This window comes from Streptomyces sp. NPDC001889 (assembly GCF_053594535.1).
The window spans coordinates 91,687-117,431 of the sequence record NZ_JBSFER010000013.1 but is presented as its reverse complement, the minus strand read 5'-3'; the positions used below and the strand labels follow the sequence as shown (position 1 = coordinate 117,431).

General features: G+C 72.6%; 23 protein-coding genes and 3 pseudogenes. 19 read left to right on the top strand and 7 right to left on the bottom strand.

The genetic code is table 11. The features are described 5' to 3' along the window. Positions 1–50: 50 nt before the first annotated feature. The gene (locus ACWCRA_RS16820; protein WP_451067930.1) at positions 51–404 is read left to right on the top strand and encodes a hypothetical protein; all 354 of its coding nucleotides are present in this window, start codon (positions 51–53) and stop codon (positions 402–404) included. On the opposite strand, the pseudogene ACWCRA_RS16815 reads toward ACWCRA_RS16820, so the two are convergent. Next, positions 375–527: pseudogene (locus ACWCRA_RS16815) on the bottom strand (tyrosine-type recombinase/integrase); the annotation flags it as partial. The gene ACWCRA_RS16820 and the pseudogene ACWCRA_RS16815 overlap by 30 nt on opposite strands. Positions 528–631: 104 nt before the next feature. Between ACWCRA_RS16815 and ACWCRA_RS16810 the strand changes: the two are divergent. From ACWCRA_RS16810 to ACWCRA_RS16750, 13 genes and pseudogenes are all read left to right on the top strand, one after another. Next, a pseudogene (locus tag ACWCRA_RS16810) lies at positions 632–1,261 on the top strand (hypothetical protein); the annotation flags it as partial. After that, positions 1,258–1,812, top strand: a complete 555-nt coding sequence (locus tag ACWCRA_RS16805) for a GNAT family N-acetyltransferase (RefSeq protein ID WP_451067929.1) — start codon at positions 1,258–1,260, stop codon at positions 1,810–1,812. The pseudogene ACWCRA_RS16810 and the gene ACWCRA_RS16805, both read left to right, overlap by 4 nt. A gap of 183 nt (positions 1,813–1,995) precedes the next feature. After that, a pseudogene (locus tag ACWCRA_RS16800) lies at positions 1,996–2,583 on the top strand (ATP-binding cassette domain-containing protein); the annotation flags it as partial. A gap of 492 nt (positions 2,584–3,075) precedes the next feature. Further along, positions 3,076–5,349: a bifunctional glycosyltransferase/CDP-glycerol:glycerophosphate glycerophosphotransferase gene (locus tag ACWCRA_RS16795; protein WP_451067928.1), complete on the top strand. Its 2,274-nt coding sequence runs from the start codon at positions 3,076–3,078 to the stop codon at positions 5,347–5,349. Between the two features lie 750 nt (positions 5,350–6,099). Further along, positions 6,100–9,012 carry a Na+/H+ antiporter subunit A gene (locus ACWCRA_RS16790; protein ID WP_451067927.1) on the top strand — a complete coding sequence of 971 codons (2,913 nt, stop codon included), beginning with the start codon at positions 6,100–6,102 and terminating at the stop codon, positions 9,010–9,012. Then, positions 9,009–9,839 carry a Na(+)/H(+) antiporter subunit C gene (locus ACWCRA_RS16785; protein ID WP_451067926.1) on the top strand — a complete coding sequence of 277 codons (831 nt, stop codon included), beginning with the start codon at positions 9,009–9,011 and terminating at the stop codon, positions 9,837–9,839. The genes ACWCRA_RS16790 and ACWCRA_RS16785 overlap by 4 nt, the downstream gene beginning before the upstream one ends. After that, positions 9,836–11,608, top strand: a complete 1,773-nt coding sequence (locus tag ACWCRA_RS16780; protein ID WP_451067925.1) for a Na+/H+ antiporter subunit D — start codon at positions 9,836–9,838, stop codon at positions 11,606–11,608. Before ACWCRA_RS16785 ends, ACWCRA_RS16780 begins: the two co-directional genes overlap by 4 nt. Positions 11,609–11,615: 7 nt before the next feature. Further along, positions 11,616–12,227: a Na+/H+ antiporter subunit E gene (locus ACWCRA_RS16775; RefSeq protein WP_451067924.1), complete on the top strand. Its 612-nt coding sequence runs from the start codon at positions 11,616–11,618 to the stop codon at positions 12,225–12,227. Continuing rightward, complete coding sequence (locus ACWCRA_RS16770) at positions 12,224–12,559, top strand: monovalent cation/H+ antiporter complex subunit F (protein WP_351556733.1); 336 nt, start codon at positions 12,224–12,226, stop codon at positions 12,557–12,559. Before ACWCRA_RS16775 ends, ACWCRA_RS16770 begins: the two co-directional genes overlap by 4 nt. Further along, on the top strand, positions 12,556–12,927 hold the full coding sequence (mnhG, locus tag ACWCRA_RS16765) for a monovalent cation/H(+) antiporter subunit G (protein WP_351556730.1): 372 nt from the start codon (positions 12,556–12,558) through the stop codon (positions 12,925–12,927). The genes ACWCRA_RS16770 and mnhG overlap by 4 nt, the downstream gene beginning before the upstream one ends. A gap of 67 nt (positions 12,928–12,994) precedes the next feature. Next, complete coding sequence (locus ACWCRA_RS16760; RefSeq protein WP_451067923.1) at positions 12,995–13,510, top strand: DNA-binding protein; 516 nt, start codon at positions 12,995–12,997, stop codon at positions 13,508–13,510. 514 nt (positions 13,511–14,024) lie between these two features. Further along, positions 14,025–14,384: an RNHCP domain-containing protein gene (locus ACWCRA_RS16755; RefSeq protein WP_351556817.1), complete on the top strand. Its 360-nt coding sequence runs from the start codon at positions 14,025–14,027 to the stop codon at positions 14,382–14,384. Between the two features lie 35 nt (positions 14,385–14,419). Beyond that, positions 14,420–14,842, top strand: a complete 423-nt coding sequence (locus ACWCRA_RS16750; RefSeq protein ID WP_351556724.1) for an RNHCP domain-containing protein — start codon at positions 14,420–14,422, stop codon at positions 14,840–14,842. 108 nt (positions 14,843–14,950) lie between these two features. On the opposite strand, the gene ACWCRA_RS16745 is transcribed toward ACWCRA_RS16750, so the two are convergent. Then, positions 14,951–15,574: a TetR/AcrR family transcriptional regulator gene (locus ACWCRA_RS16745; protein ID WP_451067922.1), complete on the bottom strand. Its 624-nt coding sequence runs from the start codon at positions 15,572–15,574 to the stop codon at positions 14,951–14,953. Positions 15,575–15,740: 166 nt separating this feature from the next. Between ACWCRA_RS16745 and wrbA the strand changes: the two genes are divergently transcribed. Together wrbA and ACWCRA_RS16735 are read left to right on the top strand one after the other, a co-directional pair. Beyond that, the gene (gene wrbA / locus ACWCRA_RS16740) at positions 15,741–16,370 is read left to right on the top strand and encodes an NAD(P)H:quinone oxidoreductase (protein WP_351557303.1); all 630 of its coding nucleotides are present in this window, start codon (positions 15,741–15,743) and stop codon (positions 16,368–16,370) included. Positions 16,371–16,476: 106 nt separating this feature from the next. Beyond that, positions 16,477–17,037, top strand: a complete 561-nt coding sequence (locus ACWCRA_RS16735) for a hypothetical protein (protein ID WP_451067921.1) — start codon at positions 16,477–16,479, stop codon at positions 17,035–17,037. Between the two features lie 445 nt (positions 17,038–17,482). Here ACWCRA_RS16735 and ACWCRA_RS16730 read toward each other — a convergent pair whose 3' ends face one another. Beyond that, positions 17,483–18,451: a threonine/serine dehydratase gene (locus ACWCRA_RS16730; protein ID WP_451067920.1), complete on the bottom strand. Its 969-nt coding sequence runs from the start codon at positions 18,449–18,451 to the stop codon at positions 17,483–17,485. Between the two features lie 84 nt (positions 18,452–18,535). Between ACWCRA_RS16730 and ACWCRA_RS16725 the strand changes: the two genes are divergently transcribed. After that, positions 18,536–19,201 (top strand): TetR/AcrR family transcriptional regulator, encoded by a 666-nt coding sequence (locus ACWCRA_RS16725; RefSeq protein WP_351557294.1) that lies wholly within the window; start codon positions 18,536–18,538, stop codon positions 19,199–19,201. Between the two features lie 25 nt (positions 19,202–19,226). Here the strand turns inward: ACWCRA_RS16725 and galU are convergent, their stop codons facing one another. Continuing rightward, positions 19,227–20,144 carry a UTP--glucose-1-phosphate uridylyltransferase GalU gene (gene galU, locus ACWCRA_RS16720; protein ID WP_351557291.1) on the bottom strand — a complete coding sequence of 306 codons (918 nt, stop codon included), beginning with the start codon at positions 20,142–20,144 and terminating at the stop codon, positions 19,227–19,229. 257 nt (positions 20,145–20,401) lie between these two features. Here galU and ACWCRA_RS16715 point away from each other — a divergent pair, with 257 nt between their 5' ends. Next, positions 20,402–20,887, top strand: a complete 486-nt coding sequence (locus ACWCRA_RS16715; protein WP_351557288.1) for a DUF1269 domain-containing protein — start codon at positions 20,402–20,404, stop codon at positions 20,885–20,887. A gap of 112 nt (positions 20,888–20,999) precedes the next feature. On the opposite strand, the gene ACWCRA_RS16710 is transcribed toward ACWCRA_RS16715, so the two are convergent. Continuing rightward, positions 21,000–22,703 (bottom strand): bifunctional 3'-5' exonuclease/DNA polymerase, encoded by a 1,704-nt coding sequence (locus tag ACWCRA_RS16710; RefSeq protein ID WP_451067919.1) that lies wholly within the window; start codon positions 22,701–22,703, stop codon positions 21,000–21,002. Between the two features lie 428 nt (positions 22,704–23,131). Beyond that, on the bottom strand, positions 23,132–23,689 hold the full coding sequence (locus tag ACWCRA_RS16705; protein WP_351557282.1) for a sugar O-acetyltransferase: 558 nt from the start codon (positions 23,687–23,689) through the stop codon (positions 23,132–23,134). Between the two features lie 102 nt (positions 23,690–23,791). Between ACWCRA_RS16705 and ACWCRA_RS16700 the strand changes: the two genes are divergently transcribed. Further along, the gene (locus ACWCRA_RS16700) at positions 23,792–24,481 is read left to right on the top strand and encodes a lipoprotein (protein WP_451067918.1); all 690 of its coding nucleotides are present in this window, start codon (positions 23,792–23,794) and stop codon (positions 24,479–24,481) included. On the opposite strand, the gene bla is transcribed toward ACWCRA_RS16700, so the two are convergent. Next, complete coding sequence (bla, locus tag ACWCRA_RS16695; protein ID WP_451067917.1) at positions 24,445–25,392, bottom strand: class A beta-lactamase; 948 nt, start codon at positions 25,390–25,392, stop codon at positions 24,445–24,447. The two genes, ACWCRA_RS16700 and bla, sit on opposite strands and share 37 nt — an antisense overlap. Between the last annotated feature and the right edge of the window lie 353 nt (positions 25,393–25,745).

Genomic DNA, 25,745 nt, shown 5'->3' with positions numbered 1-25,745 from the left:
CGGCCGGACCGGAACTCGATGATCTCCGCGCCTCCCTGCGTGCCCATTGCGTGCCCATCCTGTTCGGCCTCGGCGTTCCGCCCGGCGAGGCGGTCGAGGGCCATCTGCGCGACCTGCTCGACGGTGTGGCCCTCCTGTTCGGCCGCCTCGACGAGCTGCGCGAGCAGGTGCTCGATGCCCAACTGCGCGACCTGCTCGACGCGAGGATCGACGACCGCCTCGACGGGTTCCTGACCGGCGCGGCGGGCCGTGCCGCGCGGCACCAGAGCGGCCGTTGCCTCGGCGGCGTCGCGCGCGGCCTTGGGCATGACCGGCTGATAGATGTCCCGGGTGATGCGGCTGTCGCTGTGACCGAGGGTCTCGGACACGATCTTGACGTCCACGCCGGCGGCCAGCATGAGTGAGGCAGCGACGTGCCGCAGGTCGTGCAGCCGGATCGGCGGCAGGCCGGACAGCTCGACGAGCCGCTCGAACTGATCGGTCAGCCACCCCGGGTGAATCCACTCGCCGTTCTCCTGAGTGAACATCCGGCCGGTGTCCTGCCACGCCTCGCCCCGTTCGAGGCGCTCGGCACCCCGGCTGACGCGGTGCGCTTCGAGCACCTCGTCGGTGTAGATGTCGAGCGAGATGATCCGGTGACCAAGCGATCAAGTTCCGCATCTGGAGCCACACCGGAACCATGTACCGGCACCTCGGCCGCCCCGCTGACGCCCTCGCCGCGAACGACGTGGCCCGCAACCTCTTCCTCGCCCGGCGCGACCCCCTGTTCGCGTCCCTCGGCCTGGCCCGGCAGGGAGCCATCCTGGGCACAGCCCAGGACCGCAGCGGCATGCGTCGAACATTCGACCAGGCACAGGAGGCGATGCTGCGCTCCGACCCGACGGACTACCGCCCCGTGTGGATGCTCGCCTTCTACGACCAGGCCGAGCTGGACTCCCTGGCCCTGTCCGCGCACCTGGCCCTGGGCGACTACCCGACCGCCGAGTACCACGCCCACCGCTGTCTGGCCGCACTCCGTCCCCACATGATCAGATCCCGCGCCATCGCGACGACCCGCCTCGCGCACGCCCAGCTCGCACAGGGCGCCGCGGACGCTGCCACGGCCACCGCGATGAAGGTCCCTGCCGACGTCGCCACCCACCACGCCCGGGTCGCACGCATGCTCCAGGAGTTCGGCGCCGCCCTGCGCGCCACCGCCCCCGGCAGCACCACCGCGCAGACCTGGACCGAGCACGCCGCCACCTGGAGGACCACCGCATGACCACGGCCCCCACCATCGAACTGCGCACCTTCACCACCCTCGCCCCCGTCCGCGGCGACCTGCTCGACGTCTACGCCGACGTGCGCGCCCCGCCGCTCCACCTCCCGAACTACGCGGTCACCACCTTCGGCGAACGCCTGGACCGCCACGGCACCGAACCGGGCTTCGTCGCGGTCCTCGCCTACGCGGACGACGAACCGGTCGGCTACGCCTACGCCAACACCATCGAACGCGGCGACCGCTACTGGCAGCGCACCACCCCGGAGCCGGCCGAGAAGTACACCGAGCGCCCGGCCCTGGCCCTGAAGGAGATCGGCGTCCGACCGGCCTGGCGCAAGACGGGCACGGCCCGCCGCATCCACGACGCCCTCCTCGCGGCCAGCGAGGAGCCGTACATCACGCTCATGGTCAACCCGGCCGCCGGCGACGGAAGGGTTCACGCACTCTACAGAGAGTGGGTCTACGAAGACATCGGCCGAAGCCGGCCGTCACCAGCTTCGCCGATTCTCGCCGTGATGATCCATTTCATCTCTGCCTCATTGACGCCTTAAGTCTGAGTAGTTCCTTTATCTTTACTTTGTCGGGATTGTTATCCCTCTTTGTGGGGTGGGTTGACTCTCGGCGTTGCCAGGTGAAGACCCGGCCGGCTGGGTCTTACGTCGTGATGTTCCTCGGCTTCGACCGGTTCCGCCGCCCCTGCTTCTGGGCCGTCCTCCCCCACCCTCCCGGCCACCTCTTCTCACTGGCTCTGGCGACGCTCGTCTTCGCAGGCGGTCTGGCCGCGTTCTTCTCTCTTCGCCGCACCCAGCAAGGAACGTGATCATGTCCCTCGACCTCAACAGCTGCACGTACGGCTACGGGCGCCGCAGGTGGCCTACACCGGCTGGCTCAAGGGCATGAACCGCTCAGACGCCTGGGAGGCCGCCGCGGGGTCCCTGGACCGGGTCGATCTCGCCGCTCAGCGGGACACGAGGACCAAGCAGTTGTCCGGTGGCCAGCTGCGCCGGGTCGGCGTCGCGTCCGCGCTCGTGCACGACGCCGACATTCTTCTGCTGGACGAGCCGACCGCGGGCATGGACCCCACCCAGCGCCGGATCTTCCGCGATCTCATCCAGACCGTCGCCGGTGACGTCGCCGTGCTCATGTCCACCCATGATGTCGCCGACCTCGCCGAGGAGTCCGCCAACGTCACCGTGCTCATGAACGGCAGGATCGCGTTCACCGGTGCCACCGGGGATTTCCTCGGCCACGCGCCGCCCGGCACACCGCCCGCGCGCCTGGCCGAGGAGGCCTACGCCAGTCTGGCTCCCCACACCGGGTGATGCCAGGGAGATTCCGCGCCGGGACCGTCGAGGGCGGGCGCCACGCGCCTTCGCCCTCCCGTCCGTGTGCGCGGGGATCGCGGGGTGGCGCGGCTCACAGACGGCCGTGTGCGCGATCCGGTCCGGGGCGACCGGCGGGGGCGTGTCCACGCCGACCGCGCTCCCGGTGTCGCCCCGTCCTCCGGCGCGGCCGAGCGGCCCCGGAGGCGCGGTGGGCCCTGATTCCGTGCGCGGAACGGGAGGGTGGAGCGAGTGGTCGCCGGAATGTAAGACAATCTTCATGGACCGGAGTGGGGTCGCAGGGCCTCCCGTTACGGGAGGGGCAAGCCCTTGCCCCTGTCCGGCTTGCTGCATATGTGATTAAGATACGCAAGTTTTTACGTGAATCCCGGCAACCTTCCGACCACCCCACAGGTCGAACCCCTGATGACCCCCGAGCGCGGGGAGCTCGCGCGTTTCTCGACGCGGTTCGCCACGAGGAGTAGTACTGCAATGCCCGAGACAGGCCACACCGCCGCCCCCCGCTTCAGCATCATCGTCCCGGTCTTCAAGGTGCAGGGCTATCTGCGTGAGTGCCTGGACTCCCTGCTCGATCAGGACTTCACCGACTTCGAGGTCATAGCCGTCGACGACTGCTCCCCGGACCGCAGTGGGGAGATCCTGGCCGAGTTCTCCGCCCGTGACAAGCGGGTGGTGACCGTGCGCCACGAGGAGAACGGGGGCATCGGGCAGGCCCGCAACACCGGCATCGCGCGGGCCCGGGGCGACTATCTGCTCTTCCTGGACAGCGACGACACCATCACACCGGGCTCGCTGCGCGCGATGGCCGACCGGCTGGACAAGACCGACGACCCGGACATCCTGCTGATCGACCACGTCCGCACCTACTGGTGGAACAAGGTCCAGCGGAGCGCCACCGCCGATCTTCTCGCGGAGGCCGGCACCGAGGTCTTCCGGCCGGCCGAGCGCACCGAGTTCCTGTCGATGTTCGCGGTCGTCTGGAACCGGCTCTACCGCCGTGACTTCTTCACCAGCAACGGCTTCACCTTCACCGACGGGCTCTACGAGGACGCCCTGATCGTCTACACGACCATGCTCACCGCCGAGCGCGCGGCCTGCCTCGACTACGTCTGTGTCGAGTACCGCCAGCGCCGCAAGGGCAACTCGATGCAGACCCCGGGCCGCAAGCACTTCACCATCTTCGAGCAGTACCAGCGCCTCTTCGACTTCCTGGACAACCGCCCCGACCTGGACGGTCTGCGGCCGATGCTCTTCGAGCGGATGGTGAGCCACTTCCTCTTCACCTTCGCCCGCGAGAGCCGGGTGGTCTCCGCCGACCGCGCCGAGTACTTCCGGCAGGCCTCGGCCATGTACCAGCGGCACCTGCCCCTCGGCTTCACCCCGCCCCCCGGCGTCCCCGGCGCCAAGTTCCAGGCGCTGGGCCGGGGCTCCTACCGCGGTTTCCAGGCGCTGAAGCTGGTCAACGGCACCCGTGTGAGCGGCCGCAACCAGCTCCTCAAGGTCAAGCGGTCGTTCGGCAAGCGCACCTACGAGAGCTTCTACAAGCTCCAGCTGCGCCGCCCCATCGACGAGAACCTCGCCGTCTTCTCCGCGTACTGGAACCGGACCCCGGCCTGCAACCCCCTCGCCGTGTACGAGAAGGCCAAGGAGCTGGCGCCGCACATCAAGGGCGTCTGGGTGGTGCGCAAGGGGCTGGAGGAGACCATTCCGCCGGGCATGGACCATGTCGTGGTCAACACCCCCCGCTACTGGGAGGTGATGGCGCGCGCCAAGTACTTCGTCAACAACGTCAACTTCGCCGACACGGTCGTCAAGCGCCCCGAGCAGATCCACATCCAGACCCACCACGGCACCCCGCTGAAGCGGATGGGCATCGACCAGCAGAAGTACCCGGCCGCCGCCAAGGGCATGAGCATGCGCAAGCTGCTCCAGCGCGCCGACCGCTGGGACTTCAGCGTCTCCGCCAACCGGCACTCCACCGAGCAGTGGGACCGGGTCTACCCCTGCTCCTTCGAGTCCGTCGACGCCGGCTATCCGCGCAACGACGTCTACTCGCGGGCCACCGCGCAGGACGTCCTGGAGATCCGCGAGCGCCTGGGCATCGCCCCCGGCCGCACCGCCGTTCTGTACGCGCCGACCGTGCGCGACTACCAGGTCGGCTATGTCCCCCGGCTGGACCTGGAGAGAGTCACCCGCGAGCTGGGCCCGGACGTCCTCCTCATGGTCCGCACCCACTACTTCTACGGGCAGGACCGGCGGCTCACCGAACTGGCGGAGCAGGGCACCCTGCTCGATGTCTCGCGGCACCCCAGCGTCGAGGAGCTGTGCCTGGCCTCCGACGCGCTGATCACCGACTATTCCTCGATCATGTTCGACTACGCCGTGCTCGACCGGCCGATCGTCACCTACGCCGACGACTGGGACGTCTATGTGCGCTCCCGCGGGGTCACTTTCGACCTGCTCTCCGGTGAGCCGGGCGAGACCCCGGGCGCCGTCGCCACCAACGAGAACGAGCTGATATCCGTCTTCCGCAGCGGCAGCTGGGACGGCGAGCGGGCCACCGCGCTGCGCACCGCCTTCCGGCAGCGGTTCTGCGAGTGGGACGACGGGAACGCGGCCGAGCGCGTGGTGCGCCGCACCTTCCTCGACGAGGAGGCCGGCCCGGCGCCGCTGCCCCTGGAGGCCCGCTACCTCGCGCCGAGCCCGCGGAAGGCCGCTGCCGAGGCGGGGCTCTCGAAGGTGTGAGATGTGAGATGTGAGGTTACGGGTGGAGGGGGGACCGCCGGGGTGTGACACCCCGGCGGGCGCCGCCCACCCGAGCCCGCACCCGAAGCTTGCACCTGGGCCCGCACCTGGGGCCGTACCCGCAGAGCTCCGGGACGGCCGGCCTGGTCGGCCCTGTGCCCGTACCCGTACCCGAGCCGGCACCTGGGCCCGTCCCCCGCAGAGCCCCGGGCCCTCGTGCCCGGTGGCCCCGCGCTCTCCGGACGCGGCGCACGCCCCGCACCCGAGCCCGCGTCCCAGAGCCCCGGGCCTCCGGCCTCCGAGCCCGCGTCCCAGAGCCCCGCTCCCGCCCGCCTTCGGCCTCCGGGCCCGCAGGCCCCTACCCGAGCCGGGTGCCCGGGTGGGCCCCGCACGGCCCGCACCCGCTCCCGCGCCCGCAGAGCCCGGGCCGGCCACCCCGGGGGCCCTGCGCGCCCGCCGGCCCCCCGCCCTCCGGGGCCCCGCACGCCCCGGGCCCGTACCCGGGGCCCCGCACGCCCCGGGCCCGTACCCCCCCCGGCGGACGCCGGAGCCGGCGGTGGAGCGGGTGCCGCCATTCGGGGCTCGTCCGTCGTGGCACGAGTCGGCGGCCCACCGGCGCGCCGGAGCCGCCGGCGGCACCGAGGGCCTATAGCTGTATTCCGTGCCCTCCGCGCCCTCTGTGCCTTCCGCTCTCCGTGATCCCTCGCCGGTGACCGCCGTCGACGGCGGCGGTGCGGCTCCCGGAGCCGTATGGCAGCGCTGATCCTCTGCCACTTCCTCCTCGCCGCCTGCGCGGGCCCGCTGGTCGCCCGGCTGGGCACCCGGGCGTTCCTGGTGCTCGCGCTGCCCCCGGCCGCCACCGTCGCGTGGGCGGCGGCCCACTGGGGCGAGGCCGTGGCCGGCGGGTCGGTGAGCTGGTCGCCGGCCTGGCTACCCGTGTACGACGTATGGCTGGCGCTGCGGCTGGACGCGCTGGCGCTCCTCATGGTGCTGCTCGCCGCCGGGGTCGGCGCGCTGGTGCTGCTCTACTGCGTGCGCTACTTCTCCGACGACACCCCGCTCCTCGGCCGGTTCGCGGGGAATCTGCTGGCCTTCGCCGGGGCCATGCTCGGTCTGGTCCTCGCCGACGACCTGGTGCTGCTCTATGTGTTCTGGGAGCTGACCACGGTCTTCTCCTATCTGCTCATCGGCCACGGCAGCGAGCGCCGGCAGAGCCGCCGCTCCGCCCTCCAGGCGCTGACCGTGACCACCTTCGGCGGACTGGCCATGCTCGTCGGCTTTCTGCTGCTGGGACACGCCGCCGGCACCTACCGGATCTCCGCCCTCCTCGCCGATCCGCCCGCGCCCTCCACCACCGTGTCGGTCGCCGTGGCGCTCGTCCTCCTCGGCGCCCTGTCCAAGTCGGCGATCTGGCCGTTCAGCCTCTGGCTCCCCAACGCCATGGCCGCGCCCACCCCCGTCAGCGCGTATCTGCACGCCGCCGCGATGGTGAAGGCCGGTATCTATCTGATCGCCCGGCTGGCCCCCGCCTTCGCCGGCGCGCCGCCCTGGCGGCCGATGCTGCTGGTCCTCGGCGCGGCCACCATGCTGCTCGGCGGCTGGCGGGCGCTGCGCCTCAACGACCTCAAACTGGTGCTCGCCTACGGCACGGTCAGCCAACTGGGCTTCCTCACCGTGCTGGCCGGCGCCGGCTACCGCGACGCCGCCCTCGCCGCCGTCGCGATGATCCTCGCGCACGCCCTCTTCAAGGCCCCGCTGTTCCTGGTCACCGGAATCGTCGACCACGCGGCCGGCACCCGCGATCTGCGGCAGCTGTCGGGGGTGGGGCGGGCGCTGCCCCGGGTCGCGGTGACCGCCGCCATCGCCGGGGCGTCGATGGCGGGGCTGCCGCCGCTGCTCGGATTCGCCGCCAAGGAGGCCGCTTTCACGGCCCTGGAGCACGGCAGCGCGGTGGACCGGTGGGCGCTGTCGGCGGTCCTGGCGGCCGTCGTCTGCGGCTCGGCGCTCACCACCGCGTACACCCTCCGCTTTCTGTGGGGGGCCTTCGCCCGCAAACCGGGCCTCCCGGACACCCCCGTACACCCGGTCAGCTCCTCCTTCCTCGCCCCGCCCGCGCTGCTCGCGGCGGGGTGTCTGGTCCTCGGGCCCGGTGTCTTCCTCCTGGACGGGCTGCTCGGCGCGTACGCCGCCGCCTTCCCCGCCCCCGCGCACCCCTACCACCTGGCCATCTGGCACGGACTCGGTACGGCGCTGCTGCTCTCCGGGGCCGCCTGGGCGGCCGGTCTGGCGCTGTTCCTCGCGCGCGGGCCGGTGGTGCGGCTGTCGCGGCGGGTGGCCTGGCCCACCGCCGACCGGGTCTTCGGGATGGGGCTGCTGGGGCTCGAACGGCTGGCGTTGCAGGTCACCGGCTTCTTCCAGCGCGGTTCGCTGCCCGTCTACCTCGCCACCGTGCTGCTGGTGATGCTCGCCGGACAGCTCGCTGTGCTCCTCGTCGACCGGCCCTGGCACGGCGCCTCCCCGCCCCGGCTGTGGGACTCGCCGGTGCAGGGCGTTCTCGCCGTGCTGACCTGCGCCGCCGCGCTGCTCTGCGTCCAGGTGCACCGCCGGATGAAGGCCGTGGTGCTGGCCGGGATGACCGGCTACGGCACCGGGCTGCTCTTCGTGGTGCAGGGCGCCCCCGATCTGGCGCTCACCCAGTTCTGTGTGGAGACCGTCTCGCTGTTGGTCTTCGTCCTGGTGCTGCGCCGGATGCCGGTGTACTTCCAGGAGACCATCAGCCGGTGGCGGCTGATGGTGCGGGTGCCGGTGGCGCTCGCCGTCGCGGCGACCGTCGCCGTCGCGCTCTGGGTGACGGCCGCCGCCCGGCGCGCGGACCCGGCGGGCCAGGCGCTGGTGACGGAGACGGCCCACCACGGGGTCAAGGACGTGGTGGCCACGATCCTCGTGGAGTACCGGGCCTGGGACACGCTCGGTGAGTCGGCCGTGCTCGCCACCGCCGCCGTGGGCGTCACCAGCCTGATCTATCTCCACCGCCGCACCCGCTCCGCCTACGAGCCGGTGGCGGAGCCGCTGCCGCCGCCGGGGGAGCCGGCCGGGCGCACGGCCTGGTCCTACGGCTCACGGACCGTCACCCCCGTGCCCGCGCCGGAGGACAACGCGCCCGAGCGCACCTGGCTCGCCGGCGGTGCCACCCTCGCGCCCGAGTACCGCTCGGTCGTCCTGGAGGTGGTGGCCAGACTGGTCTTCCACCCCATTCTCGTGCTCTCCGTCTATCTGCTGTTCTGCGCGGAGAACCTGCCGGGCGGCGGTTTCGTCGCCGGGCTCGTCGCCGGGGTGGCGCTGATGGTGCGCTATCTCGCGGGCGGACGGTTCGAACTGGGCGAGGCGGCCCCCGGCCACGCCGGCCTCTTCACCGGGCTCGGCCTCTTCCTCTCCGCCGGGGTCGCCCTGCTCGGGCTCGCCGAGGGCACCGCGCTGCACGCCTTCTCCCACGAGGGGCGTCTGCCGGTGATCGGTGACTTCCACGCCGGTACGCCGGTGCTCTTCGACACCGGTGTCTATCTGCTGGTCCTGGGCGTGGTCCTGGACATCGTGCGGGCGCTCGGCGCCAAGGTGGACCGCCAGATCGAGCGGGAGGCCGCCGGGCGGGAGGCGGCGGGATGACGGTCAGTCTCAGTCTGCTGGTGACCGCCGGGGTGCTGTGCGCGGTGGGCGGTGTACTGCTGCTGATGCGGGCGCTCAGCCGCATCCTGCTCGGCGCGGTGATCCTCGGCAATGGGATCAATCTGCTGATGCTGTGCGCCGGGGGAGCGGCGGGGCAGGCGCCGCTGCTCTACCCGGGCGTCGACCTCGCCCGGGTGACCGATCCGCTGCCCCAGGCGATCGCGCTCACCGCCATTGTCATCACCCTCGCCACCACGGCGTTCCTGCTGTCGATGGCGTACCGGAGCCAGCGTGTCAGCGGTACGGACGAGGTGCAGGACGACATCGAGGACCGGCGGGTCGCGCTCCGCGCCGAGGTGCAGGAGCAGCGCGCCGCCCTGCGGGAGCTGCACGGGCCCCGGGGGCGGGGGCCGGAGGGGGACCGGGCCGAGTACCGCACCCAGCGCAAACGGCTGCGCGCCATGCTGCGGGAGGACCGGGCGCTTCAGGCGCGGGCGCGGGACGCCTCGGGCGATCTGTGGAACGACATCGTGGGGGAGGACCCGGAGGACCCGGAGGTTCCGGAGGTTCCGGAGGCTCTGGAGGACCCCGGGAGCGGGGAGGGCTCGGCGACCGCGATCCGGGAGGGCTCCGGGAGCCGGGAGGGGGCCCCGGAGCGGGGTCCCGCCGAGGGCCCCCCGCTCCCCGAGGGCCCCCCGCGCCCCGGCGGCTCCGAGCGCTCGGACCGTCCCGGCGGCTCCGAACACCCGGACCGCCCCGACGGCCCCCCGCCGGCCGAAGACCCCGGGGCACCCGACGACCCCCACCCCCAGGGACCGCCCCGATGAACGCCGCCGCCAGCGCCCTCGTCCCCCTCCCCGTGCTGCTCCCCCTCCTCGCGGCCGGCTTCGAACTCGCCCTCGGCACCCGCTTCCCGCGCGGTCAGCGGGTGGTCAGCGTGGTGGTCCTCACCGCCGTCCTCGGGCTCTCCGTCGCCCTGCTGATCGCCGCCGACCGGCACGGCCCGATCACCGTCCACCTCGGGGACTTCGCCCCGCCGCTCGGCATCACCCTGGTCGCGGACCGGCTCTCCGGGCTGATGCTGACCGTCTCCTCCGCCGTCACTCTCTGCGTGCTGGTCTACTCCCTCGGCCAGGGCATGGCCGACCGCGACGACCGCACCCCGCTCGCCGTCTTCCATCCGTCGTATCTGCTCCTCGTGGCGGGTGTCTCCGACACCTTTCTCGCCGGTGACCTGGTCAATCTCTATGTCGGCTTCGAGATGATGCTGGTGGCGAGCTTTGTGCTGCTGACCCTCGGCGGCACGGCGTCCCGGGTGCGGGCCGGCTCCACCTATGTCGTGGTCTCGCTCACCTCCTCCATGGTGTTCTTCACCGCCGTCGCCCTGACCTACGCGGCGGCCGGCACCGTCAATCTCGCCCAGCTCGCGGTGCGTTTCGAGGAGCTGCCGCTGGGGGTGCGGACGCTGCTGGAGGCCACCCTGCTGACGGTGTTCGCGGTGAAGGCCGCCGTCTTCCCGCTCGCCGCCTGGCTCCCCGACTCGTACCCCACCGCCCCCGCACCGGTCACCGCCGTCTTCGCCGGCCTGCTCACCAAGGTCGGTGTGTACTGCATGCTCCGTACGGAGACGCTGCTGTTCCCCGGCAACCGGCTGGGGCATCTGCTGCTGGCCGCCGCGCTCGCCTCGCTGGTGATCGGGGTGCTCGGCGCGGTGGCGCAGACCGATCTCAAGCGGCTGCTGTCCTTCGTCCTGATCAGCCATATCGGCTACATGGTCTTCGGGATCGGCCTCGGCTCCCGGGCCGGGCTCGGCGGCGCGATCGTCTACGTCGTGCACCACATCACCGTGCAGACGGCGCTGTTCCTGGTGGCCGGGCTGATCGAGCGGCGCGGCGGGACCACCGAGCTGACCCGGATCGGCGGTCTGGCGCGGGCGGCGCCGCTGCTCGCCGCGCTCTTTCTGCTGCCCGCGCTGAACCTCGCCGGCATTCCCCCGATGTCGGGGTTCATCGGGAAGCTGGAGCTGCTGCGGGCCGGTGTCGCGGAGGCCGGCGGCTGGGCGTACACCCTGGTCGCCGCCGCCTCCCTGACCAGTCTGCTCACGCTGTACGTGATGGCCAAGGTGTGGAACCTCGCCTTCTGGCGGGCCGCGCCCCCCGGCCGGCCCGAGCGGGGCACGGTCCTGGAGGAACAGGACACGGAGGAGGACAGCGAGGAGGAGACGGACGAGACGGAGGCCGCCCGGGACGGCGGGGACGGCGGTGACGGCGGTGACGGCGGGGACTTCGGCGACAGACAGGGCGAGCAGGACGGACGGGACGGACGGGACAGTCGTGAGGACCGGGGCACCCGGGCCCGGGACGGGGCATCGGCGCCCGGCCCCGCCGGGCAGGCCGTCACCGCCACCCTCTCCGGCCGGGCCATCACCACGACCACCGACCGCCCCCCGCCCACCATGATCTGGGCGACGGCGGCCCTGGTGCTGCTGTCGCTCGCGTACACCGTGCTGGGCGACCCCTTCACCTCGCTCGCCGACCGCGCGGCGGGCGAACTCCTGGAACGCTCCCCCTACATCGAGGCGGTGCTCGGCCGGTGACGCCCCCATGATCTCCCTGAGATTCCACGATCCCGATCTCCCCCCGTACAGCTGTGCGGTGGTGGGCCGCCGGCGGCGGGTTCTCGACCTGCCGCTGATCGCCTGGCTCACCGTCATCTGGGTGCTGCTGTGGGGGACTCTGAGCTGGGCCAATGTACTGACCGGTCTGCTGGTGGCCGTGGTCGTCTGTCTGGTCTTCCCGCTTCCGGTGGTCAATCTGGGGCTGCGGCTCCATCCGCTGGGCATCGCCCGGCTGGTGGTCCATCTGCTCTGGGACATGTACGCCTCCGGGCTGCGGGTCGCCCGCCCGATGTTCGACAGCCGGCCCTACCAGGCGGCCGTGCTCGCGGTCCCGTTGCGCTGCCGCAGCGATCTGATGCTCACCGCCACGGCGGTGGCCGTCTCCAATGTCCCCGACGGCTCGGTGGTGGAGGTGCGCCGGGCCAACGCCACGGTCTTCGTCCACATCCTGGAGGCGGACGACCCGGAGGCGGCGGCCCGGGCCCGGAGTTCGGTGTGGCGGATGGAGGAGCTGATCGTACGGGCCTTCGGCGACCGGGACGAGATCGCCCGGGTGCGCCGGACCCCGCCCCTGCCGCTCGGGGAGGACGGGCGGTGAGCGCGGCCAGGACGGTCGACCAGGTGCTGCTCACCGCGGCGGCGGTGATGATCATCGCCGCCGGGGTGCTGGTGCTCTACCGGCTCTGGCGCGGCCCCTCCATGCTGGACCGGGCGATGGCGCTCGATGTCTGCGCCGCGCTGATGATCGCGGGCATCGGGGTGCGGTCCGCGATCAGCAGGGAGGCGTACTACTTCCCGGTCATGCTGGTGCTGGCCTTTCTGGGGTTCACCGGGTCGGTGGGGATCGCCCGCTTCATCGCGGTACGGGACCGTGCGCCCGACCGGCCCGACCGGCCCGCGTCCGCCGATCCGGGGGAGGAGCGGCCGTGAGCGGCTGGGCGCAGACCGCCGACACCGCCGGGGCCGTGCTGCTCTTCCTCGGAGCGGCGGTCGGTCTGCTGGGCGCCATCGGGATGCTGCGGCTGCCCGATGTCCTCTCCCGCAGCCACGCCGCGACCAATCCCCAGTCGCTGGGGATGCTGCTGGTGCTGGTGGGGGTCGCGCTGCGGCTGCGCAGCGGTATCGATCTCGGCACCCTGGGCCTGATCGGGTTCTTTCAGCTGCTGACCGGTCCGGTCTCCTCCCATCTGGTGGCCCGGGTGGCGTACCGCACCGGGCATGTCGGGCGGGAGGGGCTGCTCTACGACGAGTTGGACGAGCAGCTCAGCGGGCGTCCGCCGATCCGGGACAGTGAATGACGAGAATGAACAAAGTGTTCACCGTGATTGGTTGACAGCATGTCGTGTGTTCTCCGATGCTGGGGACATGCCGGAGCAGCCGAACGACCCCACAGCCCTTCCGACCGCCCGTCCCGCTTCCGACCACGCGCCCGACCCCGCCATCGAACCTGCTGCCGAACCTGCCACCGACCCCGATCCCTTCACGCCTCCGGACGCGGACGAGGCGCGGGCGCGCCGGGTGCCCGCCTCCCTCTTCCGTATCGCCGAACGGCACGCGGCCACCGACGAACAGCGCCGCCGCCAGACACACCCCGCGGTCATCGCCCCGCACGAGGCCATCAGGCTGGTGGCGTTCCTGCTCAGCGGCGCCGCGCTGCGCGATGGAGACGAACCGGACGTGGACCACGCGGACCTCACCGCCGCGCTGAGCCTCATCCCCACGGCACGGGGAGAGATGGACGAACTGGAGGCCGGGTTGCTGCGGATGGCCCGGGGGCGCGGGATGACCTGGCCCGAGATCGCCTTCGGTCTCGGTCTCGGCACCCCGCAGGCCGCCCGCCAGCGGTACGAACGGCTGGCGGACCGGACCGCCGCCGACTAGGGAGTTTCTTTCGGACCGGACCGGACCGGACCGGACCGGATTGGGCCGGACCGGACCGGATGGGGCCGGGTCGGTGAGCGGGGCGCGGTGCCAGGGCTCGCGAGCCGGCGAGATCCGGGAGGGACGGCCCAGCGGTCCGTCCGGGGCGAAAATCGTTGGTGCGCCGGTACGGGCCGTTGCTACCGTTCCTGTCGCCCGGCCGGCCGGCCGGGCGATGGACCGCCACCGGGCTTCCCCAGCCCTGGAAAGCAGTGATGTATGCCCCGGCCCGAGCCGAGCCAGCCTCGACGAACCGTGCGTCCGTCCGGTCTCTGACGTCCGGCGTCCGCCGGTGCGCTGCTCCGCCGCGCTCCACCATGTTTCGCCGAGGACCGCTCGGCCTCCTCCTGCTGCCAACGCGTCAAGCCTTCAGCAAGGAGCCATCCGGGTGTCCATCAACAGAAGCACCAGCAGAACCAGTAGCAGCACCAGTACCAGCACCAGCACCAGCACCGGCCACGTCCAGCGGGATGATGTGCCCGAGCCGAGTCCGGTCCTGCGGACGAGCACGTTCGGATGTGTGCGCTGCGGTCTGACCGTGGCCGCGCTCGGTCCGGACGGCACCCGCCGCAACCACTGCCCGAGCTGTCTGCACTCCCGGCACGTCCACGACCGGGTCGACGGCGGCCCGTCCGACTGCCGGTCGCGGATGACCCCGATCTCCATCGCCGTGCTCAGAAGCGGCGACTGGATGCTCATCCACCGCTGCACCCGCTGCGACGAGCTGACCTCCAGCCCCATCAGCGGGGACGACAACCAGCTCATCCTGATGCGCATGGCCGTACGGCCGCTCGCCCAACCGCCCTTCCCGCTCGAAGTCTTCGCCGATATGTGACGACGAGCGGTACCGAGGACGGAGGAGAGACGGCCATGCCGAGAAAGAGAAACCGGAACCGGAACGGCGCCCGCCCCCAGCGCCGCAAGGACGTACTGCACAGCCGGGGCACCACGGGCGGAGGGGACGCGTTCCGGTGTGTGGGCTGCCGGCTCGATGTGCCGCTGGCCGCGCCCGGCACCGCCCATCGCAACCACTGCCCGCACTGCCTCAGCAGTCTCCATGTCGACCGGCGGCTGCCGGGCGACCGGGACTCGGGCTGCCGGGGGCGGATGGCCGCGCTGAGCGTCTCCGTACGGCCCGACGGGGAGTGGATGATCATCCACTCCTGTCTGAGCTGCGGTGAGCTGAGCGCCAACCGGATAGCCGGGGACGACAACGCCCTGGCGCTGGTACGGATCGCGGTACGGCCCCTCGCCGACCGGAGCGTTCCCGTGCGGGCGCTGCTGTCGCTCTAGGGGTACGGATACGGGAGGGGTGCGCCGCGTTCGTCGCGGCGCACCCCTCTTCCGTGTGCGGTACTCCGTCTGCGCGGTACTCCGTGAGCGCGGTCCGGCCCTTCGGGCTCAGTCCCCCAGTACCCCGTCGACCAGGGCGTCGACGCACTCCTTGATCTGCTCCGGGGTCTGTCCCCGCTCGCGCGTCAGATGGGTGATGAGGCTGGGAGCGAAGGGCGCGAGCAGCAGATGGGCCAGGAGTGGGGCGTCGGTGGTGGGGCGCAGCCCCCGGACCAGCAGCGTCAGATGGGTGTGCCGGGCCAGATACGAGTGGTGGTGGTAGCGGCCGATGGGGGAGGCGTTCTCCCCGGCGAGCAGCAGCGCGCGCTGTTCGACGACGCGGTCGGCGAGCGCGTGCAGAAAGGCGCGCAGCCGCTCCCCGGGGGGCGCGCCGGGGCCGAGCGGGGGCGGGCCGGCCATGAACGCCTCCTGGAACTGCTGCTCCCGCTCGTCGAGCAGGGCGGAGAAGAGCTGGGAGGCGTCGCCGAAGCGCCGGTAGACCGTGCCCACTCCGGTGCCGGACGCGCGGGCGACCGCGTTCATGGTGAGGGCGTCGGGGCCCTGCTCGGCCACGATGCGGGCGGCGGCGTCGAGGATCTTGCGGCGGTTGTGCGCCGCGTCGGCGCGGGGGGCGGCGCGCTCGGGTGCCGGGAGGAGGGGGAGGTCCACGGGGTGGGGCTCGGGGGAGTGCACGGGGCCTCCGTTCTGCGGTGCGCGGCTCTGCCGGGGGGCGGGGAGCTCTGGGTCCCAGCTTAGCGGATAGGTATCCGGTTAGGGCTTGCCAAGAAGTCGTTGAATCGCATACCTTCGCCGAAGCGGATAGATATCCGCTTCGATCGCAGTCGCTGAAAGGGCCGTCATGACCACCGCCGTCACCCCCAAGATCGCCGTCGTCTACTACTCGTCGACCGGGAGCGTGCACCACCTCGCCGAGGCCGTCGCGGAAGGCGCCCGGCAGGCCGGAGCCGAGGTGCGGCTGCGCCGCGTCGCGGAGCTCGCTCCGGACGCGGCCATCGACTCCAACGCCGCCTGGCGCGCCCATGTCGACGCCACCCAGGGCGTCGAGATCGCCACCCACGCCGACCTCGAATGGGCCGACGCCTACGCGTTCGGCACCCCGACCCGCTTCGGCAATGTCGCCTCCCAGCTGAAGCAGTTCATCGACAGCACGGGCGGTCTGTGGCAGCGCGGGGTCTTCGCCGACAAGCCGAGCACCGCGTTCGTCAGCGCCTCCAACCTCCACGGCGGCAACGAGTCGACGCTGCTGGCGCTCTACAACACGCTGTACCACTGGGGCTCGCTGATCGTCCCGCCCGGCTACACCGACCAGACCGTCTACGCCGCCAACGGCAACCCCTACGGCACCGCTCACGCCTCGGGCGCCGGTGAGCTGCCGGGCGCGAATGTGCTGGACGCGGCCCGCTACCAGGGGAAGCGGCTCGCGGGGATCACCTCCCGGCTGCTGACCGGGACGGGTGCGTCCGCTTGACGTCGAGCGGGCCTGAGGGCTGAGGATCGGGGCGGGGCCCGTCCCCCGCTTCCTTCGCTTCTCCCGTTCTCCCGCTTCTCCCGCTTCTCCCGACACGAGGATCACCGTGAACTTCAGCACCCCCCTCACCGCTCTCTTCCCCGGAGCCTCCGGCCGCACGGTGACGGCGCTCTCCGCCCACCGGGAGTCCTCGGGCGGAGCCGCGCTGAGCGTCGAACAGCTCGCCCGGGAGTCCTCGGTGGCCGCCACCCAGCTGGAGAGCGTGCTCTTCCGGCTCGGCCTGCTGGGGATGCTGCTGCCGCGCAGGCGCGGGGAGGAGATCCGGGTGGTGGAGGGGCATCTGGTGTGGGACGCGCTGCGCGAGGTGACGGATCTGCGGGGGCGGCTCGTTGGGGAGGTCCGGCGGCGGGTGGGGGAGGGGGTGGAGCCGGCTCCCGTGTATCTGGCGCTCGCGGGGAAGGTGGCGGAAGGGGTGGCGACTCATCCGGCGGACCTGCTGGAGCTTCTGGTGGTGCCGCCGGCGGGGGCGCCCGACGACTGGGCGGCCCGCCTGGACGCGGTCGCCCGCGACCTCTCCCGCGACCTCGGCAACCTGGTCCAAACCCATGTACTGCCGCACCCGCCTGCCGCCGCGCCCACGACGGTGGTTGTTCCGCTGGGTGCGTGATGTTCTGCCCTTGCCTGCCAGGGGCAGCCTCGCCGGCGGGCTGAGGCACAAAATCCACCCCCTCCGGCGGGCCCGAGGCACGAAATCCAGCCCCTCCGGCGTTTGAGGAGCGGGGGTTCGGGGGCTGGCCCCCGACCGCAGCCCGCAGGATGCGGGGTCCTGTGGCACAGGTTCCGTCCTCAATCGCCGGACGGGCTGGGTTTGTGCGGGGTCCTGTGGCACAGGTTCCGTCCTCAATCGCCGGACGGGCTGAAATTGCTCGGGTTGCCTTGTGGTGCGGGGGCCGTCCTCAAGCTCCCCCAGAGCTGCCTCTGGGAGGTGCCCCCAGACGGGCTGGGGTTGCTCAGTCTCACCGGCGGGCCGAGGCACGAAATCCAGCCCCTCCGGCGTTTGAGGAGCGGGGGTTCGGGGGCCGGCCCCCGACCGCGGCCCGCGGGATGCGGGGTCAAGAGGTGGGGGTGGCCAGGTCGGAGGGGTTGGTGTTGGCGCCGCACAGGACCACCGCCACCCGCTCCCCCACCCCCACCCCGAACTCCCCCCACCCCGCCAGCGCCGCCGCCCCACTCATCTCCGTCACCACCCGGTACTCCTCCCACAGCACCCGCCGCGCCTCCGCGATCCCCCGGTCCGGCACCACCACCGACACCGCGCCCGCGTCCCGCGCGACCCGTACCGCCGTCTCCGACACCCGCCGCGCCCCGAGCGCGTCCGCCGCGATGCTGTCCACCGCCACATCCACCGGCCGCCCCGCCTCCATCGCCGCGTTCAGCGCCCGGCTGCCCTCCGGCTCCACCGCGACCGTACGCATCCCGTGGTGCCGCGCGGCCGTCGCCACCCCCGAGAAGAGCCCCCCGCCGCCGACCGCGACCACCACCGTGTCCAGCCCCGGGATCGCGGCGCGCAACTCCTCCAGCAACGTGCCCGCCCCGGCCGCCACATGGGGATCGTCGTACGCGTGGCTCCGCAGCGCCCCGCTCCGGCCGGCGAACTCCGCGCACGCCTCGGCGGCATCGGCGTACTCCCCCTCCACCAGCCGCACATCCGCCCCGTACCCCGCCAGCCGGGCGATCTTCACGGGCGGCGCGCTCGCGGGCAGGAAGACGGTGGAGCGCACCCCCAGCGACCTGGCCGCCCAGGCGCAGGCCAGCCCGGCGTTGCCGCCGGAGGCGATGGCGACCCCGCTGTCGGGGAGGGGGCCGGCCTCGCTGTGGGCCAGCAGGAAGTTGAGGGCGCCCCGGGCCTTGAAGCTGCCGGTGTGCTGGAGGAACTCAAGCCCCAGCCAGACCTTCGCCGCCTCCGGCCCCGGTACCACCCCGGAGTCCAGCGGGGTCACCGCGACGGGCCGGACCCGGCCGCGAATCCGCTCGGCCGCGGCGGTGACGTCCTCATGGCTGAGCTGACTGGACTGGTGCACGGGCTGCTCCGGGAGGGAGGTGTCGGCGCGCGGACCCGCGTCGCGAGGGCGCGTGATGTGACAGCGTAACGTACGCTGTCACACATGCCGAGGCACTCAGATTCCCTGGATCGCGCCACCCCCGAGGCCATCGCGGTCGCCGCGCTGGCGCTGATCGACGAGAAGGGCCCGCAGGCCCTGAATCTGCGCGCGCTCGCGGAACGGCTCGGCGTCTCGCACACCACCGTCCACCGGCGCTGCGGCTCGGAGGTGGCCGGTCTGGTGGATCTCTGTACGGACCATCTCGCCGCGCGGCTCCCCGACATCGCGCCCGAGGTGCCCTGGGCCGAGGCGACGGAGGCCCGGTTCGTGGCGCTGTACGAGGTGCTGACGCGCCATCCGGGGCTGATCGCCCTGCGCGGCAACCGCCCCTGGCTCAGCGGTGAGCTGCTGGCCCGGCTGGTGGAGCCCCAGCTCGCGGCGAGTGTCGCGGCCGGGATGACGCCCCGGCGGGCCATGGCCGTCTACCGGCAGATGTATCTGTTCACACTCGGCGCGGTGAGCCATGTGAACCACGGCGACCCCGCCGGGGCGTTCGCCGTGACCCGCACGGCGCTCGCCGGGCTCGACCCGGCGCGCTTCCCGGTGCTGACCGGGCACGCGGAGGAGATCATCCCGGTGGTGGTGGACCACGAGGTGCACCGTCTGGGCCTGCGGGCCCTCATCGCCGCCGCCGCACCCGGACCGGGTTCCGCACCGGCCCGGGTGTGACGGCGGATGTCAGGCGAACGGCCGGTCAGGCAGATTCGCCGGAGCGCACGAACTCGGTCAGCCAGGCCCGGAAGTCCGGTCCGAGGTCCTCGCGCTCACAGGCGAGCTTGACGACCGCCCGCAGATACTCGCCCCGGTCGCCCGTGTCGTAGCGGCGCCCGCGGAAGACCACGGCGTGAACCGGTCCGCCGAGCGACTCGTCCGTCGCCAGCTCGCGCAGCGCGTCGGTGAGCTGGATCTCGCCGCCGCGGCCCGGGGGCGTCCGGTGCAGCACACCGAAGATCTCCGGCGCGAGGACATAGCGGCCGATGACGGCGAGGTTGCTGGGAGCGGTGCCCGGCTCGGGCTTCTCCACCAGGTCGGTCACGCGCAGGACGTCGTCGGGGCCGCCGTCCTCCATCGGGCGCACGGCGGCGCAGCCGTAGAGGTGCGCGCGGTCGGGGTCGACCTCCATCAGGGCGACGACACTGCCCCCGTGCTGCTCCTGCACATCCAGCATCCGGGCGAGCAACTGGTCCCGGGCGTCGATCAGGTCGTCGCCGAGCAGCACCGCGAAGGGCTGGTCGCCCACGTGCGGCTCGGCGCACAGCACCGCGTGGCCGAGGCCGAGCGGGTTGCCCTGGCGCACATAGTGCACGGTGGCCATCTCGCTGGACTCGCGGACCTTGAGGAGCTTCTCCTTGTCGCCCTTCAGCTCCAGCAGCTGTTCCAGTTCGTAGGCCCGGTCGAAGTGGTCCTCCAGGGCCCGCTTGTTCCGGCCGGTGACCATCAGGACGTCGTCGAGTCCGCTGTCGGCGGCTTCCTCCACCACGTACTGGATGGCCGGCCTGTCCACGACCGGGAGCATCTCCTTCGGTGTGGCCTTGGTGGCGGGCAGAAAGCGGGTGCCGAGTCCGGCGGCGGGTATGACGGCCTTGCGGGCCCGGGTGCTCTGTGCAGGCATGGTTTTTCTCCGGACGCGGCTCCGGAGAGCGGTGTCCCTGGTCGGTACTGAGGGTGTGCGACGGGTGTGATGGTACGTGTGCTCTGAACGCGTCGCGGCATGGGTGGGCCACCCCGGTGCCGGGCACGCCGTCCCCGCCGTCCGGATGGGCCCGCGGCGCACGCCGAGGGGAATTCCATAGGGGGACAAAATGCATAAAGCGCTCGCCGGTGCTGAGATGGACCGGACCAGCGCCGACCGTGCAGAAGGAGACCCCCGTGGCCACGCTCACCGCCTGGAAGTTCCCCACCCCCGAGGGTGCGGCCGAGGTCGAGACCACCCTGCTCGCCCTTCAGAAGCAGAGTCTGATCCAGATCCACGACGCCGCCGTGGTGACCTGGCCCGCCGACCGCAAGCAGCCCAGGACCAAGCAGCTGCACAATCTCGCGGCGACCGGGGCGCTCTCCGGCACCTTCTGGGGGATGCTCTTCGGGCTGATCTTCTTCGTCCCGCTGCTGGGGGCCGCGGTGGGCGCCGCCGCCGGAGCGCTCGGCGGCTCGCTCGCGGATGTCGGCATCGACGACGACTTCATCGCCAGTGTGCGCAGCGAGGTCGAGCCGGGCACCTCCGCGCTCTTCCTGCTGACCTCCGACGCGGTGATCGACCGGGTGCACGAGGCCTTCCCGACCGGCACCGCCGAGCTGATCCGCAGCAATCTCTCCAAGGCGGACGAGGCCAGACTCCGCGAGGTCTTCGACGCCTGAGCCCCGGGCCCGGCCTCACCGGCCCCGATCCCGCCGGCCCGGGGCCCGCGCGATCACCGCGGCCGCACCTCGCAGCCCGGGTCCCACGACCCGTTGGTCCGTCGTCCCGCTCCTACTTCGCGTCCGCGTAGCACTCCACCACCGCCGTCGTAAAGGGAAACCTGACCGGGGTCCGGCCGAATGTCACCTCGCCCGCTGTCCTGCCCGCCGCCCGGATGGCGGTGACCACCGCCTCCGCCTCCTCGGCCGGGCAGTGCACCACCACCTCGTCGTGCTGGAAGAAGACCAGCTCCGCGCGCATCCCCGAGAGCGACTTGCGCAGCGCCGCGAGCATCAGCAGCGCCCAGTCGGCCGCGCTGCCCTGGACGACGAAGTTCCTGGTGAAGCGGCCCCGGGCGCGGGCGTCGCTCGATGCGTAACCCGGGGTGAAGCCGTGATCGGCGGGCGGGTCGCCGGGGGCCGGCGGGGCCTCCTGGGGGAGGCCCGCCTCCTCCGCCCCGCCCGCGCCGGCCGCCGGGGGGCTGGTCCGGCCCAGCCAGGTGCGGACCAGCCGGCCCTCCTCGCCGGCCCGGGCGGCGTCGTCCACATAGGCGACCGCCGCCGGGAATCTGCGCCGCAGCGCCGCGAGGTTCTTCAGGCCGTCACCGGAGGTCTGGCCGTAGATCGCGCCGAGCAGCGCGAGTTTGGCGTGCTCGCGGTCGCCGGAGAAGGCCCGGTCGGAGAGGGCCGAGTAGAGATCGCCCTCATGGCCCGCGACCTCCATCAGGCCAGGGTCCCGCGAGATCGCGGCCAGCACCCGGGGCTCCATCTGGTCGGCGTCGGCCACCACCAGCCGCCAGCCCTCGTCCGCGACCGCCGCGCGCCGGATCACCTTCGGGATCTGGAGCGCGCCGCCGCCGTTGGTCGTCCACCGTCCCGAGACGGTGCTCCCCGGGAGGTAGCCGGGGCGGAACCTGCCGTCCCGCACCCAGTCCTGGAGCCAGCTCCAGCCGTGGGCCACCCAGATCCGGTAGAGCTTCTTGTACTCCAGCAGGGGCTGGACGGCGGGGTGGTCGATCTCCTCCAGCTCCCAGCGCCGGGTGGAGCGGACCTTCAGACCGGCGCGGGCGAACGCCTTGATCACCTCGGCGGGGAGGTCGGGCCGCACCCGGCGGCCGAACGCCGCCGAGACCTCGTCCGCCAGCTCCGCCAGTCTGCGGGGCTCGCCGCCGCTCGTGTACCGCTCGCCGAGCAGGTCGTGCAGCACCTGTCGGTGGACATCCGCCCGCCAGGGCATCCCCGCCCGGTTCATCTCGGCGGCCACCAGCATTCCCGCCGACTCGGCGGCGGTCAGGAGGCGCATCCTGCCCGGGTGCTCGGCGGTGTCGTGGCGGCGGAGCTGGTCGCGGTAGACCTCCAGGAGGGAATCCAGGGGGAAGGGGTCCGGCTGGGGGTCGAAGAGGGAGGACTGGGCGCGCGGTTCCGCCGAGCGCTGAGGGGGGTCGGGCGGGACGGGGCGGTGGTGGAGCCGGGCCAGCGCGGCGAGCGCGGAGCGGGGCTCCCCGAGGCGGCCCTCGTGGCCGAGCAGGAGCTGCTCGGCCGCCTCGATGTCGTAACACCGGTCGACGCGGAGGCCGGCGGCCAGCAGGCGGGGCCAGATCTCTTCGGTGGAGCGCCAGACCCAGCGCTCGACGGTGGGGCGGGCGCGGACGGCCTCGACGAGGTCGGGTTCCGCGGTGGCGGGGGCGGAGGGGGTGCCGTCGGGGGCGAGAGGGAGGAGGTGGGCGCCGCCGTCCTCTGTCGCTGTGATGGCCCAGCGGCCCCCGTTTTCGTTCATGGGTTCGATTGTGGCACCCCCCACTGACAACGCCCCGCCGCCACTCCCACCCCCTCATGGGCACACCTGTGCCCCCGAACCCCCGCACGGCGCGGCCCCGGCCCGGGAGGACCCCGCACTGTGCGGCCCACGGTCGGGGGCCGGCCCCCGAACCCCCGCGCCTCAATCTCCCCCAGAGCTGCCTCTGGGAGGTGCCCCCAGCGAGGCCGGGTGTGCCGGACTGTCCGTCGTCCGAGGGAGCCCCGAGCATCCCCAGCCCGTCCGGTGTCCGAGGGCAGCCCTGGCGCGACGGGTGGCCCCAGCAATCCCAGCCCGTCCGGCGTTTGAGGACGGACCCTGTGCCACAGGACCCCGCACGGCGCGGGACCCGTCGGCCCGTCGGCACGGGTTGGTGCGCGCGGCCCCGCACGGCGCGGGGACCCGTCCGCTCAGGTCAGAGCCCTCACCACCCGTGCGGGATTCCCCACCGCCAGCACCCCGGCCGGCAGGCCCCTGGTCACCACCGCCCCCGCCCCCACCACCGTGTTCTCCCCGATCGTCACCCCGGGGCAGACAATCACCCCGCCCCCCAGCCACACGTTGTCCCCGATGGTCACCGGCTCCCCCTTCTCCCACCCCGCGCGGCGGCGCTCCGTGTCCAGTTCATGGGTCGGGGTCAGCAGTTGCACATTCGGCCCGATCTGCACGTCGGAGCCGATGGTGATCGCCGCCGTGTCCAGGAAGACCGCGTTGACGTTCACAAAGGTGCGGTCGCCGATGGAGATCAGACCGCCGTAATCGCACTGGAACGGTGGCCTGATCGTGACCCCCACCCCCACCGACCCCAGCAATTCGGCCAGAATTCCGGCCCGATCCTCGATCTTCGCCCCGCCGTTCGCGTTGTATGCCGCGCACAACGCGAAGCGCCGCCGGGAGTCCGCTTCCAGCTCCGGGTCGTTTGGTATATACCAATCCCCGGCCAGCATGCGGTCCTTGTTCTCGGCCACCGCATTACCTCCTTCGTCTCGTATGGCGCAAGGGCATCTCTAGGATCGGCCGGATCAGCCGAACCGGCTGCCGGGCCGACCGAAACTCAGGGGCGGGGAACCATGGCGCGAGGCACACGCACAGCCATCCGGAGACTGAGCGCGGCGGTGTTCCCCGCCGTGCTGGTGCTGGGACTCACCGTCGGCTGCGGACTCCTGGGCACGGCGCCGCGACCGGACCGCCCCGCCGCGACCGGGCAGGGCGCCCTGCCCGCCGGGGACGAGCGCCCGGCCGGCCGGGAGCGGACCGGGAACGGCGCCGTCGTCAAGGGCGGGTCGGTCGGCGGCGAGGGCTCCCCCTGCCGGCTGCCCGTCACCTTCGACCACGCGGAGCACTGGCAGCCGCAGGCCGTGGCCAGGGAGGCCGAGATCGGCGGGCCGGTCATCGGCACGGTCACCCTCGCCTGCGAGATCAACGCCCAGCTCTCCGGCTCGATCGGCTTCCTCCGCGTCTGGACCGGGGACACACCCGGTGAGGACCCGCACCGGGCCCTCACCTCCTTTGTCGCCGACAACGCCGTGAGCCGCAAGGACGACGCCTACACCGTCACCAGGGCCGGGGAGTACGACGCGGTCGAGGTGACCTATCTCAACACCAACGACCTGCTGGAGGAGCCCAGGACCGAGCGGGCGCTGGCCTTCGCGACCCCCGGGGGCGTGGTGATCCTGGACCTGGGCGGGCTGGACTCGGCCGAGCACCGGGCGATGCTCCCCGCCTACGCGCTGGCGAAGAAGACCGTCCGGGCGGTCTGACCCGGGCCACGGCCGAGATCGGCCGCCAGCAGCGCCGCCGTCCTGGCGATCAGCGCGTCCACCCGGGGCGCGTCCGGCTCCAGCCGGGTGCTCAGCACCGCCAGGACGACCGGCGCCCCGCCCGGCGTCCAGGCGATCCCGACATCGTTGTTGGTGCCGTACTCGCCGCCGCCGGTCTTGTCCGCGAGGGTCCACCCCTCCGGCAGCCCGGCCCGGAACCGCGTACCGCTGGTGGTGTTCCGCAGCAGCCACCCGGTCAGCAGCTTCCGGTCCGGCCGGTTCAGCGCGTCGCCGAGGACGAGCGAGGAGTAGGTGCGGCCGATGGCGAGCGGGCTGCTGGTGTCCTCGATCCGCCAGGGCTCGGCCGAGTTCAGATCCGGCTCCCACCGGTCGAGCCGGGTCACCCGGTCCCCGATCGAGCGGCAGAACCGGGTGATCGCGCCGGGCCCGCCCAACTCGGCCAGCAGCAGATTCGCCGCCGTGTTGTCGCTGTAGCGGATGGTGGCGTCGCACAGCTCCGCCACGGTCATCCCCCTGCCCAGGTTCTCCCGGCAGCGGTCGGAGTTCGGCAGCAGATCGGCCTCGGTGTAGTGGATGCGCCTGGCCAGGAACTCGCCGTGCGCGTCCTTGTCCCGCAGCACGGCGGCGGCGGCCAGCGTCTTGAACACCGAGCACATGGGGAAGCGCCGCTCCGCGCGGTGGAGGACCGTGCGGCCGGTCTCCAGGTTGTGGGCGTAGACGCCCAGCAGGGCGGCGTACTCGCGTTCCAGCGCGGCCAGCTCCCGGGAGATCCGGCGCCCGGGTGCCGCCCGGCCGGCCGGAACCGCCTCAGGCGCGGGCCGTACGGATGCCGCCCGGGCGGCGGGCGCCGCCTGTGCCGTCCCGGCGCCCAGCGCGGTCGCGGCCACCACCGCCCCCGTCCCGGCACCCAGCGCGAGAACGCCCCTTCGGCTCGTCCTTTTGTCCCCAATTGCGGTCAATGTATTCCGAGAAGGCAGAAGGTCCATGCCTGAACGGACTCCCCGCGCCCGGCGCCCAGTTCCGTGATCGTTCTCACCCCCGCGCCCGGCGGCCCCGTGGGCCGTTCGGCGCCCCGCCGGGTGACGGGACCGGCCGTGCTCCCGTTGAACCCCGGGGTCCCCGGGGGCCCTGGGGAGCCCCGGCCCCGCCGCCGCGCGTTTCTCCGTCCACAGCCTGTGGACAGAGAATGTCCGTGACGGGTCACCCGCCACCGGAACCCCGGACACCTGAAATGATCGGAACC